The 17,063-nt window shown below is 45.4% G+C and carries 18 protein-coding genes and 1 other annotated feature; of the genes, 17 read left to right on the forward strand and 1 reads right to left on the reverse strand.

Annotated features, from left to right (window positions below; genetic code table 11):
* Positions 1–14 precede the first annotated feature (14 nt).
* From ABC765_RS01255 to rplA, 14 genes are all read left to right on the forward strand, one after another.
* Positions 15–1,211 carry a PIN/TRAM domain-containing protein gene (locus ABC765_RS01255; RefSeq protein ID WP_347963254.1) on the forward strand — a complete coding sequence of 399 codons (1,197 nt, stop codon included), beginning with the start codon at positions 15–17 and terminating at the stop codon, positions 1,209–1,211.
* A gap of 74 nt (positions 1,212–1,285) precedes the next feature.
* A complete protein-coding gene (gene gltX, locus ABC765_RS01260) occupies positions 1,286–2,785 on the forward strand; it encodes a glutamate--tRNA ligase (RefSeq protein ID WP_347952678.1) in 1,500 nt (499 codons plus the stop codon).
* Positions 2,786–2,929: 144 nt separating this feature from the next.
* On the forward strand, positions 2,930–3,538 hold the full coding sequence (locus tag ABC765_RS01265; RefSeq protein ID WP_347980549.1) for a phosphatase PAP2 family protein: 609 nt from the start codon (positions 2,930–2,932) through the stop codon (positions 3,536–3,538).
* Positions 3,539–3,853: 315 nt separating this feature from the next.
* Positions 3,854–5,266 (forward strand): cysteine--tRNA ligase, encoded by a 1,413-nt coding sequence (gene cysS, locus ABC765_RS01270; protein ID WP_347952680.1) that lies wholly within the window; start codon positions 3,854–3,856, stop codon positions 5,264–5,266.
* A gap of 1 nt (position 5,267) precedes the next feature.
* Complete coding sequence (locus ABC765_RS01275; protein ID WP_347963257.1) at positions 5,268–5,681, forward strand: Mini-ribonuclease 3; 414 nt, start codon at positions 5,268–5,270, stop codon at positions 5,679–5,681.
* Positions 5,671–6,417: a 23S rRNA (guanosine(2251)-2'-O)-methyltransferase RlmB gene (gene rlmB, locus ABC765_RS01280; protein WP_006500494.1), complete on the forward strand. Its 747-nt coding sequence runs from the start codon at positions 5,671–5,673 to the stop codon at positions 6,415–6,417. The genes ABC765_RS01275 and rlmB overlap by 11 nt, the downstream gene beginning before the upstream one ends.
* Before the next feature lie 66 nt (positions 6,418–6,483).
* Complete coding sequence (locus tag ABC765_RS01285) at positions 6,484–7,779, forward strand: ectonucleotide pyrophosphatase/phosphodiesterase (protein WP_347980550.1); 1,296 nt, start codon at positions 6,484–6,486, stop codon at positions 7,777–7,779.
* A 3-nt stretch (positions 7,780–7,782) separates the two neighbouring features.
* The gene (locus tag ABC765_RS01290; protein WP_347980551.1) at positions 7,783–9,021 is read left to right on the forward strand and encodes an MFS transporter; all 1,239 of its coding nucleotides are present in this window, start codon (positions 7,783–7,785) and stop codon (positions 9,019–9,021) included.
* Between the two features lie 227 nt (positions 9,022–9,248).
* The gene (locus ABC765_RS01295; protein WP_347952684.1) at positions 9,249–9,830 is read left to right on the forward strand and encodes a sigma-70 family RNA polymerase sigma factor; all 582 of its coding nucleotides are present in this window, start codon (positions 9,249–9,251) and stop codon (positions 9,828–9,830) included.
* Between the two features lie 60 nt (positions 9,831–9,890).
* Entirely contained in the window at positions 9,891–10,040 is a 150-nt protein-coding gene (rpmG, locus tag ABC765_RS01300) for a 50S ribosomal protein L33 (protein WP_074504486.1), read from the forward strand.
* A gap of 12 nt (positions 10,041–10,052) precedes the next feature.
* Positions 10,053–10,232, forward strand: a complete 180-nt coding sequence (gene secE / locus ABC765_RS01305; protein WP_169461337.1) for a preprotein translocase subunit SecE — start codon at positions 10,053–10,055, stop codon at positions 10,230–10,232.
* Between the two features lie 114 nt (positions 10,233–10,346).
* A complete protein-coding gene (gene nusG / locus ABC765_RS01310; protein WP_033934283.1) occupies positions 10,347–10,898 on the forward strand; it encodes a transcription termination/antitermination protein NusG in 552 nt (183 codons plus the stop codon).
* Positions 10,899–11,042: 144 nt separating this feature from the next.
* A complete protein-coding gene (rplK, locus tag ABC765_RS01315; RefSeq protein ID WP_033934284.1) occupies positions 11,043–11,468 on the forward strand; it encodes a 50S ribosomal protein L11 in 426 nt (141 codons plus the stop codon).
* A gap of 94 nt (positions 11,469–11,562) precedes the next feature.
* A complete protein-coding gene (rplA, locus tag ABC765_RS01320) occupies positions 11,563–12,255 on the forward strand; it encodes a 50S ribosomal protein L1 (RefSeq protein ID WP_006500486.1) in 693 nt (230 codons plus the stop codon).
* A gap of 660 nt (positions 12,256–12,915) precedes the next feature.
* Here rplA and ABC765_RS01325 read toward each other — a convergent pair.
* On the reverse strand, positions 12,916–14,247 hold the full coding sequence (locus ABC765_RS01325; RefSeq protein ID WP_347980552.1) for an amino acid permease: 1,332 nt from the start codon (positions 14,245–14,247) through the stop codon (positions 12,916–12,918).
* A 320-nt stretch (positions 14,248–14,567) separates the two neighbouring features.
* Positions 14,568–14,687, forward strand: a sequence feature (ribosomal protein L10 leader region).
* Between the two features lie 28 nt (positions 14,688–14,715).
* Here ABC765_RS01325 and rplJ point away from each other — a divergent pair.
* From rplJ to ABC765_RS01340, 3 genes are all read left to right on the forward strand, one after another.
* Positions 14,716–15,222: a 50S ribosomal protein L10 gene (gene rplJ / locus ABC765_RS01330; protein WP_006500484.1), complete on the forward strand. Its 507-nt coding sequence runs from the start codon at positions 14,716–14,718 to the stop codon at positions 15,220–15,222.
* Positions 15,223–15,296: 74 nt separating this feature from the next.
* Complete coding sequence (gene rplL / locus ABC765_RS01335) at positions 15,297–15,662, forward strand: 50S ribosomal protein L7/L12 (RefSeq protein WP_006500483.1); 366 nt, start codon at positions 15,297–15,299, stop codon at positions 15,660–15,662.
* 178 nt (positions 15,663–15,840) lie between these two features.
* Positions 15,841–16,752, forward strand: a complete 912-nt coding sequence (locus tag ABC765_RS01340) for a phosphatase PAP2 family protein (RefSeq protein ID WP_347952686.1) — start codon at positions 15,841–15,843, stop codon at positions 16,750–16,752.
* Positions 16,753–17,063 lie beyond the last annotated feature (311 nt).

Raw genomic sequence — 17,063 nt, forward strand, 5'->3', positions numbered from 1 at the left:
AAGGAGGGCTGCAGGTGAGAAAGAGAATTATTAGACTGCTGTTCGTAATCGTGGGGGCGGCAATTGGTTTTTACTATCTACCACCGATTTGGATTGCCATGCGTAATCAGCTTGGCGTTCAGCTGGCACGGCCAATTGAGTCAGCAATTGATTTTTTGATTGGAGCACTTGTTTTTTGGCTGATTTCTCTGCTGCTGACTGACTGGACGATCAAGATGCTGAAAAGGGCAGAAAACGCACTGACTAAAAAGAGTCTGACCTATCTGCTCTTTGGGGCGATTTCAACAATCTTTGGCTTGATATTGGCGATTTTGATCTCAATTCCACTGTGGCGATTGAGTATTCCCGTTGTCAATAATGTCTTGCCAGTACTTTTGATGATCCTGTTCAGCTATCTGGGCTTTCATCTGGGAACCACGCGTCAGGATGAATGGCGCAGACTTTTAACGCGACGTGGACGAGATGATCAAGAAGCCCAGGTAATCAAGCGTCAGGATGAAAACTATCATCACTATAAGATTTTGGATACCAACATCCTGATTGACGGTCGCATTTATGATTTGGTCAAGACCGGCTTTTTGGAAGGGACGCTTTTGGTACCGAATTTTGTGCTTTATGAGCTGCAGTATATCGCGGATGCCGGCGAAAGCATCAAGCGCGTACGGGGACGACGCGGCTTGGATATCTTAAACAAGCTGCGCAGCGAAAAGATCGTTCCAGTTGAAATGTATAAAGGCGACTTTGAAGATATCAAAGAAGTCGATGAAAAGCTGATTGCGCTAGCCAAGAAGGTTGATGGCGTGATCGTTACCAACGACTACAATCTAAACAAGGTCATTCAATTCCAAAACGTACAGGTGCTTAACATCAATAACCTGGCCAAATCATTGCGACCGCGCGTGATTCCAGGTGAACAGCTGACGGTCGTAGTCGTTAAGAAAGGGACCGAGCGTCAACAAGGGGTTGCCTATCTAGATGATGGTACGATGGTCGTGGTTGAAGATGGCCGCTACTACATGAACGAGCAGCTGGACGTTGAGGTAACCAGTGCGCTGCAGACTGATGCCGGCCGGATGATCTTCGCGCGTCCAGTGCATTCAGCGTCATCGCACGGCATTGACGGCAGCGAGCGTCAAGAGCAGAAACGATTGGCAGAATCAACCAAAAAGACCGATCATAAGAATAACGATCGCAATAATCGCAAAAACTAGTATTTGCAATTTAAGCATTGCACGGTACACTAGAATAGAAATATTTTCAATTTTTATGAAAGAGGCGGAACAACTTGTCAAAAAACGAAATTCGGGTTCGCTATGCGCCTAGCCCGACTGGACACCTGCACATTGGTAACGCACGGACGGCGCTGTTCAACTACCTGTTCGCACGTCACTACCATGGTAAATTCATCATTCGGATTGAGGATACTGATACGAAGCGTAACATCGCGGATGGCGAACGCAGTCAGCTGGACAATCTGAAGTGGATGGGACTGGACTGGGATGAAGGTCCTGACATCGGTGGCGACTATGGTCCATATCGTCAATCAGAACGCAAGGACATTTATGAAAAGTATGTTCAGGAACTGATGGACAAGGACCTGGCCTACAAGTCCTACATGACCGAAGATGAGCTGGCTGAACAACGGGAACGGCAAAAAGCGGCTCACCAGATGCCTCATTACGAATATGAATATGCTGGCATGACTGATGAAGAAATCAAGCAGGCGCAAGCAGATGCTGAAGCAAAAGGTCTAAAACCGGTTATTCGTTTCCGCGTGCCAAAGGATCACACGTATGCTTGGGATGATATCGTTAAAGGGCCATTGTCATTTGACTCGGCTTCAGTTGGCGGCGACTTTGTCATTATGAAGCGTGATGGCATGCCAACCTACAACTTTGCCGTAGTCGTTGATGATCATCTGATGAAGATCAGCCACGTCTTCCGTGGGGATGATCATGTTTCCAACACGCCAAAGCAGATGATGATCTACGAAGCTTTAGGCTGGGAAGCACCAAAGTTTGGTCACATGGCGCTGATCATCAACAACGAAACGGGTAAGAAGCTCTCCAAGCGTGATGAATCCGTGCTGCAGTTTATCGAACAGTACCGCGACCTGGGATATCTGCCAGAAGCCATGGACAACTTTATTATTCTGCTGGGCTGGTCACCAGTTGGCGAAGACGAGATCTTCTCACTTAAAGAATTCGTCAAGATGTATGATGAAACGCGTCTGTCCAAGTCGCCAGCTGCCTTTGACCGCAAGAAGCTGCGCTGGATCAATAACCAATACATGAAGAATTCCGACGTGGATGAAGTCTTTAATGTTGCCATGCCGCTTTTGATCAATGCCGGCTTGATTGAAAAACATGCTGATCCGTACAAGATCGAATGGATGCGGCGGATCGTTGAAATCTTCAAGCGGGAAATCTCTTATGGTGAAGAAATTCTTCAATATGCTAAGCCATTTGTCGAAGAACCACAGATCCTGACTGACGAAGCCAAAGAAGAAATGAGTGCTGAAACGGTTGCCGTCGTGCTGCGCGATTTCCGTGACAAGATTGCTGCCTTGGACTTTATGGATGCCACATCCATTCTGCGCTGCATCAAAGGCGTGCAGAACGATACCAAGGTTAAGGGACGTAAGCTGTGGATGCCGCTGCGGATCGCGATCACGCATGAAACTCACGGCCCACAACTGCCGGAAAGCATTGAACTGATTGGTCAAAAGACTACGCTGGCTCGTCTGGACGACATGATCGACCGAGTAGAGAACGGCAAGCTTTAAGATTTTGATGACTGACGACCAATTTGGCGTTAAATCAAACTAAAAATGGGATCCGATATTCGGCTTGACCGAATCAGGATCCCATTTTGTTTGACTTGAATGTTTGGATAATTCAAGATGATGCGAGGTCAAAAGGAGGAAGACATGCGAATCACTCCCGCACAAAACGATGCGCTGCAGATGCTGGCAGCCTTGGCGACCTTGATCTTTATGAGCTGGTCTTTAAAATACTGGCCGGCTTTTTATCGTTTGGATCAAAGACTGCATGATCAGATACCTAATCGGCAAAACAGTTCTTTTTGGCGCGGTGTGGCTTGGATTGGTCAGCCTAAGCTCACGGTCGGCTATGCGTTTGTCTTAGCCGGTGTTTTATGGCTGACTGATGATTTAATCACGGCGTTTTGGGCCTTGGCAACTCTGGGCAGCCTGGACGCACTGGGGATTGGCGTTAAATTGTATTTTAAGCGCAAGCGGCCTGACCAGCATCTGCCAGGCGACGATGGCTATAGCTTTCCCAGTGGACATGTTTTGGGAACGACGGTTTTGGTGCTGATGATCTGGGCACTTTGGCCGACGCCATGGACAGGAAGCTTAGGCCTGGTTTGGCTAATGTTGGTTGCGGCATCCAGATTGGTCTTAAGAGCTCACTATCCAAGCGATGTCTTCAGTACGATGGTGATGGCTGCCGGCTGGGTGGCGCTGTTAAGAAGATTGTATGCACCATTGGCTGAGCTGGTGACCAGGCTGTTTTAGCATTAGGCAAAAGAAAAAGCAGCGGCCGGGGGAGCCACTGCTTGAGGAGTATTACGAAGATCTTGGGGGAGATTTCGTAAAAATGTGTATTTTTCGGTTACTATTGGGAGGAGTAATTGAAAAATAATAGGTTTCGGTTAAATTGATTGCAGCCAAGCTATCTCGTTTGACTACATCTGTAATATTAGCACCCTTTTATGAAAAAAGTATGAACAAAGACTTAACAATTTATTTTTAATGCGCCAACCAGGAATCGCAGTGAATTGTGGTAAAATACTGTTATTGCAATTACTTTTAAAGGAGGATTACAGCGTTATGTTGACTATTTATAATACGCTTACCCGTAAAAAAGAAGAATTTAAGCCTTTGCACCCTGGAGTTGTTAACATGTACGTCTGTGGTCCCACGGTCTACAACTATATCCATATCGGCAACGCGCGCAGTGCCATTGCCTTTGATACCGTACGCCGCTATTTGGAGTTCAAAGGCTATCAAGTCAATTACGTCTCTAACTTTACCGATGTTGACGACAAAATGATCAAGGCAGCTGCAGAACAGGGCATTACGGTTCCACAGCTGGCCGACAAGTTTATCAAGGCCTTTATGGAAGATACGGCCGCTTTAAATATTGAACCAGCTACCAAGCGACCGCGCGCGACAGAAAGCATTCCTGAAATCATTGACTTTATCAAGGTCTTGATTGAAAAAGACTATGCTTATGTCAAAGATGGCAACGTTTATTATCGGACGCGCAAGTTTAAGCATTATGGCGCGCTTTCCGGACAGTCGATCAATGATTTGGAAACTGGCGCCAGTGAGCATATTACAGCTGAAGAGATTCAGCAAAAAGAGGATCCTTTAGACTTTGCGCTTTGGAAAGCTGCCAAACCAGGTGAGATCAACTGGGATTCGCCATGGGGGCAGGGACGGCCTGGCTGGCATATTGAATGCTCAGTCATGTCAACGCGCTACCTAGGCAAAACGATTGATATTCATGCAGGAGGTCAGGATCTGCAGTTTCCGCACCATGAAAATGAGATTGCGCAAAGCGAGGCGGAGACTGGTCAGCAGTTCGTCCGCTATTGGATGCACAATGGCTTTGTCACGATTGGCAAGGACAATGAAAAAATGAGCAAGTCACTGCATAACTTCATTACGGTGCATGACATCATCAAGCATGTTGATCCGCAGGTGCTGCGCTTCTTTATGGCAACCACTCAGTATCGGCGGCCAATTCAATATAGCGAGGCCAATCTGCAGGATGCACAAAACAATCTGGAACATATCCGCAACACCTATGACAACCTGACCTATCGCCAGCGCGATGCTCAAGATGGCAATGACGATGAAGTTGCCCAGCGAGTAGCGGCGTTTACGCAGCAGTTTATTACGGCAATGGATGATGACATTAACGTCCAAAACGGGATTGCTACGGTCTATGAGCTGGTCAAATATGCCAACGTCTATGCCCAAAAGCCGGTTGTTAAGGCTGAGGCGCTCAAGACGCTTAAACAGGAGCTGGAAACGCTGCTGGGGATCTTTGGCGTACGTTTGGAAACGTCTAATTGCGAAATTGATGATCAAGCTATCAAAGATCTGATCAGCAAGCGTAATCAGGCACGGGCTGCTAAGAACTTTGCCTTAAGCGATCAGATTCGCGATGAGTTAAAAGCGCAGGGGATTATTCTAGAAGATACCCCGCAAGGAACGCGCTACAGAAAGGAATAAAATGGAAAAAGCCGACTATCAGCAATTAAATGGTATTGCCCTGGCTTATCTGGGGGATGCCGTCTATGAGGTATTTATTCGTCAACATCTATTGGCACTGGGAATGAGCAAGCCCAATCGTTTGCAGCATCAAGCCACCCACTATGTCTCGGCCAAGGCGCAGGCTGCTTTGATTGAGCTGATGAAGGCCGATGATCTCTTGACTGAGGACGAATGGAGCTATTTTAAGCGTGGCCGCAATGCCAACAGCTATACTCATGCCAAGCACACCTCGGTTCTGACGTATCGCATGTCAACTGGATTTGAAGCCTTATTTGGCTATCTGCAGCTGTCAGGGCAGTCTGAACGAATCAATGAATTGGCGCAATGGTGCATTAAGCAAGTAGAGGCAGGAAGAACAAAACATGAAGACTGATGAACCAGAATTTATTATTGGCCGTCACCCAGCAGTAATGGCGCTGAAATCTGATCAAGAAATCAACAAGGTTTTCATTCAAAAGGACTTGAAAGCCGATATTATTGGTCAGATCGTCAAGCTGGCTAAGGAGCGGCATTTGGTGATTTCAAACGTCCCTAAGAACAAGCTGGACCAAATGACCAATCATCAAAATCACCAGGGGGTTGCGCTGGCAATTGCGGCTTACCGGTATGCAACGATTGACGATCTGTTTGCCAACGCCGAAAAACATGACGAGGCACCGTTTTTCTTGATTTTAGACGAGCTGGCAGATCCGCATAATCTGGGTTCAATTCTTAGAACGGCTGACGCAGCGGGAGTTCATGGTCTGATCATTCCTAAGCGGCGTTCTGTTGGTTTGACCTCAGTCGTTGCCAAAACGTCAACCGGAGCAATTGAGCATGTTCCTGTAGCGCGGGTAACCAATCTGGTACAAACGGCCAATGAGCTGAAAGAACGCGGACTGTGGCTGTTTGGCACGGATATGCAGGGGACCGATTACCGTCGCTGGGATGCTAAGGGCCCAGTTGCCTTGGTAATTGGCAATGAAGGAAAAGGGATTTCGCCGCTGCTGAAAAAAACATGTGATGAAATGCTGACGATTCCAATGATTGGCCATGTTCAAAGTCTGAATGCCAGTGTCGCAGCCAGTCTTTTGATCTACCAAGGCTTTAATTCGCGTCATCCGCTTTAAAATCATGCCGCAGTGTTGGCTGACACTGCGGTTTTATTTTTATTGAAAAATTGAGGTGATTATTTTATGAAACGACGCAGACTGGTAGTAATTTCGCTCGATTCAATGGGGTTTCGCGATCTAAACGAGCTGCGCGAGCTGACACCGAATCTGGCACGCTTAATTGAACAGGGAACCTGGGTTAAAAAGGTTCGGGGAATCTTTCCGACTTTGACCTATCCATCGCACACGTCGATCATTACTGGCCAATATCCGGCAGTTCATGGAATCGTCAACAATACCAAGCTGCAGCCGACCAGGCAGTCGCCAGATTGGTATTGGTATCAGCGAAAAGAAATCAAGGCTGCAACGCTTTATGACGTTGCCCATTCTGCGGGACTGAAGACAGCAGCCTTTTTATGGCCGGTAACTGCTGGCAGCCGAATCGACTGGAACGTAGCTGAGATTTTTCCCAATCGAATCTGGACCAATCAGGTATTGGTCTCATTAAAAGCCAGTTCACCATGGTTTTTGTATCAGATGAATCATAAATTCGGTCATTTGCGCAAAGGAATCAAGCAGCCCTGGCTGGATGATTTTGTGACGGCAATGGCATCCTGGACGTTAAAACACAAAAAGCCGGATCTAACCTTGATTCATCTGGTCGACATGGACAGTATGCGGCATCGCTATGGCGTAAGATCAGATCAAGCCAAACAGGCACTGCAGCGCTTGGATCAAAGAGTCGGTCAGCTGATTCAGGCAACTAAGGATGCTGGAACGTTTGAACAAACCAATTTTGTCTGTCTTGGCGATCATTATCAGATTGACGTCAGCCAGATGATCCACCTTAATACGCTGTTTGCTAAAAAAGGATGGCTGACTCCGATCAAGAACCAGCAAACCTTTAAAAACAATTGGCGGGTAATGGCCAAAACCTGCGATGGCGAAACTTACGTCTACGTGCGGCCAGGAATCGATCACGATGAGGTCAGACGAGAAATTGCTGGGATTAAGGGAATTGAAAAGATCTATGACAGTGCTCAGGCGGTTAAACTGGGGGCTGATCCGCGCTGTACGTTTTTGGTTGAGGCCAAAGCCGGTTGGTACTTTACTGATGAGGCCCAGCGTCCGGCAGTCGTTGAATCGGTCTTGCCGTCAATGATGGGCAAAAGCGACCGCTACCGTGGCGTGCATGGCTATGGGGCTGATAAGCCAGACTATTTTACGACCGCCGTTTTTTATGGACCGGATATCAAAAAAGGAGCCTGGGTTGAGCACGCCGATTTGGTAGATGAAGGGCCGACGTTTGCTGAGCTGCTTGGCTTAAGCTATCCCAGACCAACTGCCGGCAAGCCGATCAAAGGAATTTTAAGGAAGTGAAACATGAAATTTAACAAACAGCAGTGGCAATGGATCTTTTATGACTGGGCAAATTCAGGCTATGGCATTTTGGTCGTAACCGCGGTCCTGCCAGTATATTTTAAAGCGGTTGCTCACCAAAATGGGGTCTCAGCCGCGCTCTCAACGGCATTATGGGGATATGCCAACAGCGCGGGAACTTTGGTCGTTTCGCTTTTAGCACCTTTTTTGGGAGCAATGGCGGATTATCCTTATGCCAAACGACGCTGGCTGAACTGGTTTGCTGGCTTGGGCATCATTATGACGATGATTCTGGGGATTTTATCGCCAAATGCCTGGCAATGGCTGCTGATCGTTTATGTCTTATCAGCAATCGGCTATTCAGGCGGCAACCTTTTTTATGACAGCTTTTTGACCGATGTGGCCGATTATCGTCAAATCGATGCTCTGTCATCAACTGGGTATGGCATGGGGTATCTGGGCGGCGTCATGGCTTTTTTGATCTTTTTGACAGTTGAGCTGGGTCATGGCTTTGGCTGGCTGAACGATTATGGAATTGCGCGCTTCAGCTTTATCTTGGCTGGCCTTTGGTGGATCATTTTTGGCATGCCGTTTCTAAAAAATGCTCATCAGCGCTATAGCGTGCCAAAAGAACAAAAACCGATTGCTGCCAGTTTTGCCCGCGTGATAAAAACCATGCGGCATATTCGGCAATATCGAGCCGCGTTTTGGTTTTTGGTTGCATACTTCTTTTATATTGACGGCGTCGATACGATTTTTACGATGGCAACCTCAATTGGATCTGATATGGGAATCAATACTACCATGCTGATGATCGTTTTATTGGTCGTACAGCTGATTGCCTTTCCGTTCTCAATCTGGTACGGCTGGCTGGCCAATCGCACTTCAACGCGGCGGGCTTTATTGCTGGGAATCTGCGTCTACTTGTTTATTTGTCTACAGGCTCTGCACTTGAAGACGCTGCGTGATTTTTGGATTCTGGCGGTTTTGGTTGGTACCAGTCAGGGTGGGATTCAAGCATTGAGCCGTTCTTATTTTGGCAAGTTGATTCCTAAAGAAAACAGCAGCGAGTTTTTTGGCTTTTACAATATTTTGGGGAAGTTTTCAGCAATTATTGGTCCTGTTTTGGTTGGACTCGTTACGCAGCTGACGGGCGAGTCAACCAAGGGAGCTGCCTCATTGGCTGTCTTATTTGCGGTGGGTCTTTTGATCTTTTTGAGACTGCCTGCACCTTCAGATTAGCTTAGCTTTCTATTTATAAGTAAAAACGGTATGGATGTAAATATATGAAAGTATATTTACTCCTTGTAACCGTTTTACTTATCATGTATATTAAAAATAACAAGCAGGGGTGCAGACCTTAGACGGAAATCGCCGGAGCAATGCATCAGGTAAAGATGCACTGCTTTTCTATCAGTTTACTGATCAGTCAAGGCAACCCGAATCCATTTGCTAACGAGAGGAAGAAAATGACGAAAGCGAGAATCGGTGACGCTGATTTTCTAGCGTCAGCCGCTGAAAAAGCAATTTTACGCGAAGCAAAAAGTGGCAATCCACTGGCAATTCAAAAACTGTTCGTTAGTTATCAAAGGCTTTTTTGCTATGCATGGCAAAAATATCATCCAGCTGATCTGTCTTTGCATGATTGGCTTTCAAATATGTATCAGCTGCTTTATCAGGTCGTTTTGCATTATGATGATCAAAAGAATGCATCGTTTGGCCACTATCTCTATCGTTCTTTGGAAAACTTTGCCAAGGGACAGTATCGCAAGTGTCGTGCCCAAAAGAGAATTCCGGCAGACTGTCTGGTGAGTCTGAGTGATCAGCTGCCAATCGCCAGTCAAGAGTCAATGGAGGAACGAATCTATTGTCGTTTGATTTTTGAAAACTTTTTAGATTACGATCTTTCGAATTTTGAACGTGAGGTTTTAGTAGCCAGTCTGTTTATGGACATGCCGGCACTGTGCAAAAAGTTCGGCTGTCATCGGCGGACGATTCAATCGGCTTTATCACGGTGTCGAAAGAAATTGATTTTGGCTTTGCGGGCTTAAGTGAGTTGCTTTTATACCTGGGTCCATGATAGGCTAGACAGGTAAAATTGGAGGCATCAGATGACTCAGAAAAAAGCGGCACTGGAATGTACCAAATGCGGTGCGCGCAACTACACGATAACGGTCAAGCCTGATCGTGAATCGCGTCTGGAACTAAGCAAGTTCTGCAAGCACTGTGGTGAATATACTTTGCATCGAGAAACAAAATAAGGGACGATTTCAATGAAACTTACAAAATTCGTAAAGAGCGTCAATGCTGAAATGCATAAGGTAGTCTGGCCAACTGCTAAAGAAACGCGGCGGGACACGACTACGGTAGTTTCGCTGACGATTTTCTTTATTATCTTTTTTGCGATTATTGACTGGCTGCTGCACCAGTTCATGCTGCTGATTGTTGGCTAATTATTGGTCAAATCGCACAGAATCTGGTATACTGCTGTTTGGTTAAGGAGACTTCGCTTTAGGCGGGGTTTTTTATTTTGAACTTTTTTGGTTTTACAAAAATGGAGGAACAACGTGGAATCAACTGAAAAGCGCTGGTACGTGCTGCACACGTATTCTGGCTACGAAAACCGAGTTAAGAGCAATTTGGAATCCCGGGCTCAGTCAATGGGAATGCAGGACTATATTTTTCGGGTTGTCGTACCTGAAGAAAAGGTTCGTCAGGTTAAAGATGGTGAAGCTAAGGAAATTGAAGAAAAAACTTTCCCTGGCTATGTCTTGGTCGAAATGGTTATGACTGATCAGGCATGGTACATCGCTCGGAATACTCCAGGTGTAACCGGCTTTTTGGGTTCTCACGGTGGTGGCTCCAAGCCAACTCCACTGCTGCCTGAAGAAGTCGATCGCATTTTAAAGCGGATGGACGACTCAGAAGAAGCACCACGCACTGATATTGACGTTAAAGTCGGTGATACGGTTAAGATCATTGCTGGGCCATTTGCTGACATGGTTGGCAAGGTAACCGAAGTCGATCATGATAAGCTGAAACTGCGGGCTGAGATTGAAATGTTTGGCCGGCTGACTTCAGCTGAGGTTGGTTTTGATCAAATCGATTCAGTTGAATAATCAAGACATTTTTAATAACTGGCTATTGAAAAAACAGTGATTTAGTGGTATTCTTCTCGAGTATGCTATTTAACGCATACAGTGGGAGGGGCAAATCTTACTACCCCATCATTACCACAACACGGACTAAGGAGGTTTTGTCTCGTGGCAAAAAAAGTAGCTAACATTGTCAAGTTGCAAATCCCTGCAGGTGCCGCTACGCCGGCTCCTCCAGTGGGTCCTGCACTTGGTCAAGCAGGTATTAACATTATGGGCTTCACTAAGGAGTTCAACGCACGGACTGCTGATCAAAAGGGTATGATTATCCCTGTTGTAATTACGGTATACGAAGACCGTTCGTTCGAATTCATTACGAAGACGCCACCTGCTGCTGTACTGCTGAAGAAGGCTGCTGGTGTTGAACACGGTTCCGGTGAACCTAACACGAAGAAGGTTGCTACTGTAACCAAGGATCAAGTTAAGCAAATCGCCGAAACTAAGATGCAAGATCTTAACGCCGCTGACGTTGAAGCAGCGATGCGCATGATCGAAGGTACGGCACGGAGCATGGGCTTCGTCGTTGAAGGCTAAGCTTTCTCGTACCGGACTGATTCATGAAAGTGAACAGTCTTAGTGGGAGGTATACACTCCGTTAGACCACATTTGCAAGGAGGAAAACATCAACATGGCTAAACATCGCGGTAAGAAGTACCAAGACGCCCTGAAGAAGGTTGATTCCAAGAAGGAATACGCTGTCAGCGACGCGGTACAATTAGTAAAAGACATTGACTTTGCAAACTTCGACTCAACCCTCGAAGTTGCATTTAACTTGAACGTAGACACGAAGCAAGCGGACCAACAATTGCGTGGTGCCGTAGTGCTGCCAAACGGTACTGGTAAAGACCAAACCGTTGTTGTGTTTGCAAAGGGTGAAAAGGCTAAGGAAGCTGAAGCTGCTGGTGCAGACTTCGTTGGCGACCAAGACCTGGTTGACAAGATTCAAGACGGTTGGCTGGACTTTGACGTTGCCATCGCAACGCCAGACATGATGCCACTGGTTGGTCGTCTGGGTCGGGTATTGGGCCCTAAGGGCTTGATGCCAAACCCTAAGACGGGTACGGTTACGATGGACGTAGCCAAGGCCGTTTCTGAATCCAAGGCCGGCAAGGTTACCTACCGGACTGACCGTGACGGCAACGTTGCTGTTCCATTCGGTAAGGCATCCTTTGACACGGACAAGCTGGTTGAAAACCTGAAGACGATTGAAGAAACGATCGTTAAGGTTCGTCCGGCAGCTGTTCGCGGTGCTTACATCAAGCACGTTTCGGTAGCTTCGACTTTTGGTCCTAGCGTAACGATTGACCTGGCTAGTTTCTAAGCCGACGGTTCAAAATTGAAAAGGTCATCAATTAATTTTGATGACCTTTTTTTGCCTGAAATCATGTAAGCGCTAACATTATGTGCTATAATATAGATGTAGCAAAGGTAGCAACCAAATGAGGTGATGCCTAATGGTTAAGATGATTCGAGCAGTAACAGAATAGCTTCACCATAGGATAAAAGAATGGAGCTGATACCAATGGGCTGTGAAAATAGTTAGTCATTTCAGGTGAGCGATCGAGGTGGTATCTGATGATTAAGATGATTCGAGCAGTAACAAAATAGCTTCACCACAGGACAAAAGAATGGAGCTGATACCAATGGGCTGTGAAAATAGTTAGTCATTTCAGGTGAGCGACCGAGGTGGTATCTGATGATTAAGATGATTCGAGCAGTAACAAAATAGCTTCACCACAGGATAAAAGAATGGAGCTGATACCAATGGGCTGTGAAAATATTTAGTTCTCGCTTAGCTGATCAGGTAGGATTGATGTCCATTTAAAACGGGGCGATCTTATGTTTAAACCACCATAAAAATTAAGATGATATAAAAAAATGACGAATCGATGAATTAATTGGAAAGCAATATGATAAAAGAAACTGAAATCAAAAAGCGATCGTGAGAGTAAAACACGATCGCTTCTTTAGTTGTTTAAAATTAATTATTAGCTGATTGATCAAGCTTTTTGACAATCCAAAATACGGGCAGCCCGATTACGACCACGCCGGCAAAAAGCATGACACCGGCTGGATCATTGATGATTTCGCTGATCAAGACAAAGATGCCGCCAGCAATTGCAATAATTGGAATCCAGGGATAAAGCGGTGTGGAGAATGGACGGGGTGCTTCATTGGTCTTGCGAAGAATGAAGATGCCAAAGAAAGCTAAAATATAAAAACAGTAGACGGTAAATACGCATAGATCCGACAAGTGATCAGGATCAAAAAACAGCATCATAATGGTAGCCAACAGAATAATGAAAAGCGTTGCGACAACCGGTGATTTTCCTTTAGGGGTCAGATAAGACAAGGCCCGGGAAAATGGAATGTCGCGCCGTTTAGCCATGGCATAGACGATTCTTGGGAAAGTCAGCATCTTACCGTTGATCGTTCCCATCATTGAAATGATAATACCAATGGACAAAAGCTTGCCGCCAATCGTCCCAAAAGCTTTAACCGCGAGATAGGCAGTCGTGTTCTCCCCTAATCGATGGATTGTTTGGACTGGCAAAAAACGGAGAACGCCAATTGTAATTAAGGTATAGATCAATAAAACGGCGCTGATTCCTAAAATGATCGCTTTAGGCAGCAGCTTTTGTGGATTTTTCATTTCACCACCCAAATTGGCGATTAGAATCCAGCCATCATAGCCAAATAAAGTTGCTAGGATGGCAACACCGAAATTACCAGCCGATTGATGTACCTGGCTGAGCGTCTGGCCAAAAGCGTGCTGATGTCCCCAAAATAGGCCAAAAATAATAATTGCAGCAATTGGAATCATTTTGGCAATCGTAGTAATTACGGAAAATGCTGCTCCAACACGGTTTTCCAGCATATTCATAGCACCGATGGCAAGAATCGTTATCACAGCGAGGGGAATTCGCCAAGCGGAGCTGAGACCAAAAAGATTAGCCATCAAAATACTCATAAATCCAGCTACGGAAGCAATAATTGCAGGACCGTAAACGATAATCTGCATCCAACCGGCTAAAAAGCCCCAGATGCGACCGTAAAGATTCTCGATATAGACATACAGGCCGCCGGTATATGGCATCTGCGAACCGATTTCGGCAATCGTCAGGCCAGCCGTTAAAGTGATGATACCTCCTAAAACCCAAGCGAGGATGGCCATGGTTGAAGATCCGGCACTATCCAGGACCGAGCCTTGTTTAAAGAAGATGCCGGAACCGATGATGGTGCCAATTACGATCGAAAGTGCTGAGCCGAACCCTAACGAGCGTTTCAGCTCTGTTTGTGGCTGTTTTTCCATATAAAGATCCTCCATTCATTTTGCCAACAAAAAACCGAGCTGCTCAACTGCTGAGAAAATTCTAAAGCAGTTAAGCATACTCGGTGCTGCCGTTGATTTGAGTACGTCAAAATTCCTCAACTGCTTTTAAATTGAAGCTGAGGATGAGGATTGATTGATTTTAAAATAGTGTTGAATCATTAAACGCACCTCTTGACGCTGGAAAAATTTACAAAACTTACAATAACATGAGAAAAAATTAAACGCAACTAATTATAATTGGAAATAATTTGGAGGAATGTTATTGCAATCTTGATCTAATCCTGTTATACTAGCAAAGTTGATTAAATATGACTCTGCCTAAGACTCAGGTGGCTCTAGCCTTAATTAATGCCTGCCGAGGAAGAAATGAAATGTTCCTTCTCTATGTCTGCCGGTCATAGGGATTTTTTTAAATCCGATCAAAATACATCGCAGGAGGTGAAATTCATGAGCGAAGCAACGATTGCTAAGAAGGCTGAAGCAGTTAAGAACGTCAACGAAATGCTGACGAATGCTGAAACGGCCATTGTTGTTGACTACCGTGGTCTGACGGTTGCCGAAGTTACGGATCTGCGTAAGCAGCTGCGTGATGCTGGCATCAAGATGATGGTTATCAAGAACAAGATTCTGGAACGTGCCGTTGAAGGTACGGACTACGAAGATCTGAAGAGCACGTTCGTTGGTCCAACGGCCGTAGCCTTCTCTGACGAAGATGCTATTGCCCCAGCAAAGATTCTGAAGAAGTTTGCTGACGACCACGAAGCTCTGGAAATCAAGGGTGGCTTCATCGAAAAGAAGGTTCAAACCCTCGACAAGATCAACGAATACGCTACGCTGCCAAGTCGCGAAGACCTGCTGTCCATGCTGGCAAGTGCTCTGCAAGATCCAATGCGGAAGATTGCCCGTGCAGTCAAGGCTGTTGCCGACAAGAAGAGCGAAGAAGAAGCTGCCTAAGTTTCTCAGCGTACCCGCTAAATTTAAAGATCTGCGCTTAAGCGCATAAACCGAAATATTGGAGGAAAATAAACATGGCTTTTGATAAGGATGCTATCATTGCTTCTCTGAAGGAAGCATCAATCTCTGACCTTAACGACCTGGTTAAGGCTATCGAAGAAGAATTCGACGTTTCTGCTGCTGCTCCAGTTGCTGTTGCCGGTGCTGCCGGTGGCGAAGCTGCTGCTAAGGACAGCTTCACTGTTGAACTGACTTCTGCAGGTTCTGCAAAGGTTAAGGTCATCAAGGCTGTTAAGGACATCACTGGTCTGGGCCTGAAGGACGCTAAGGACCTGGTTGACAACGCACCATCCGCTGTCAAGGAAGACGTTAAGGAAGACGAAGCCAACGACATCAAGGAAAAGCTTGAAGCCGCAGGTGCTACTGTTACCCTTAAGTAGTCTCAGCTTAATAATAAAAAAGACGATCGCAGTGCGGTCGTCTTTTTTATTATCATTATCTAATGTCTATTAGTAGATTATAATTTTATTTATATAAAAAATACCTTTGTAAATAAATTTACCTAATATTAACTTGATTAGTGGGGCGTTTCTTTACTTTGACTGTCTATCCTAAAACTTGACAGGAGGGATTGATTTGAGTGAAGAAAATCAAAAGAAGCTGTTTGGCATTTCAGCAATTATCTGCATTATTTTATTAACGATTGCCTATTTTGGTGATTTAGCCATCAGCAATACCTTAATTAATTATCACAGCTGGGTAGGGACGTTTTGCCAGACTTTTGGCGAGTTTCCGGTTTATCTTATTTTTGCCTTATGTGGACAGATTGCGATGACTTATGCCTGGCGGGGTGACTGTGAAAAAATACTGGCAGGACCGTTGTTTATTGGCGGGCTTGCACTGTCGCTTTGGCAAAGCAAGCAGTATGTTAATGAATTCTTAGGCTATCTGTATTCGGCACAGACCAATCTTAAAAATGGCACAGCGATAGCAATGGCCAACAGCGACTCAGCAACGGGCGGCTATGCAGGCGCAACGATTATAATGGTCTGGCTGCTGTTTTTCGTTATATTTACGCTGTTGGTACAATGGTGGCTGAAGAACAAAACGACTAAACAGCTGACACGCTATATGAAAATCGCCGTTTTGGCGTCATTGACGGTTTGGTTTGCATTGGAAGTTAATCTGACCTTAAAAGATCTGTGGGGACGCTATCGCCCATATGAACTCACGAGTGGCAATCATGAATTTACCAATTGGCTGACGATCAATGGCGTTAATGGGCATAAGTCATTTCCATCTGGGCATACGATGGCGGCAACGCTATGCATCGTTTTTTCATGGTTCGTTTCCAACAATAAGCGTAAGAGCTTTTTCATTGGCGGCATCGTTTATGGTGTCGTGATCGCTCTGAGCCGAGTAATCGTGGGCGCACATTTCTTTTCGGACGTTACGTTCTCGTTTTTCCTGACCGCACTGATTATCTTCATCATGAATGGTCTTGGCAAAAAGCTAATTGAAAATTTTTAAAAATCAGGGCTGTGATCATCGAGGTGACCACAGCTTTTATTTATGTGTTAAATAGCTCAATGGTGAGCTAATTTGTGAGAAATCGAGACGGATTTTAAAGATTATCATACAAATAATCCCTATTTTGACCATTAAAAATAAAAAATAGCTGAAAAAAGTTGTGAATCAGCGTACAAAAAACGTGAAGAGAAATCGTTTAAAACCAATATGATGGTCCTACACAAAAATATTTTTAGGCTTTATTCTTACTGTGACAAGGGTTGACGTTATAACATTGTAATCGCTTTCTATGATATCGGTATTGTTATTTA

It is taken from the genome of Limosilactobacillus sp. WILCCON 0051 (genome assembly GCF_039955095.1).
GTDB lineage: Bacteria > Bacillota > Bacilli > Lactobacillales > Lactobacillaceae > Limosilactobacillus > Limosilactobacillus allomucosae.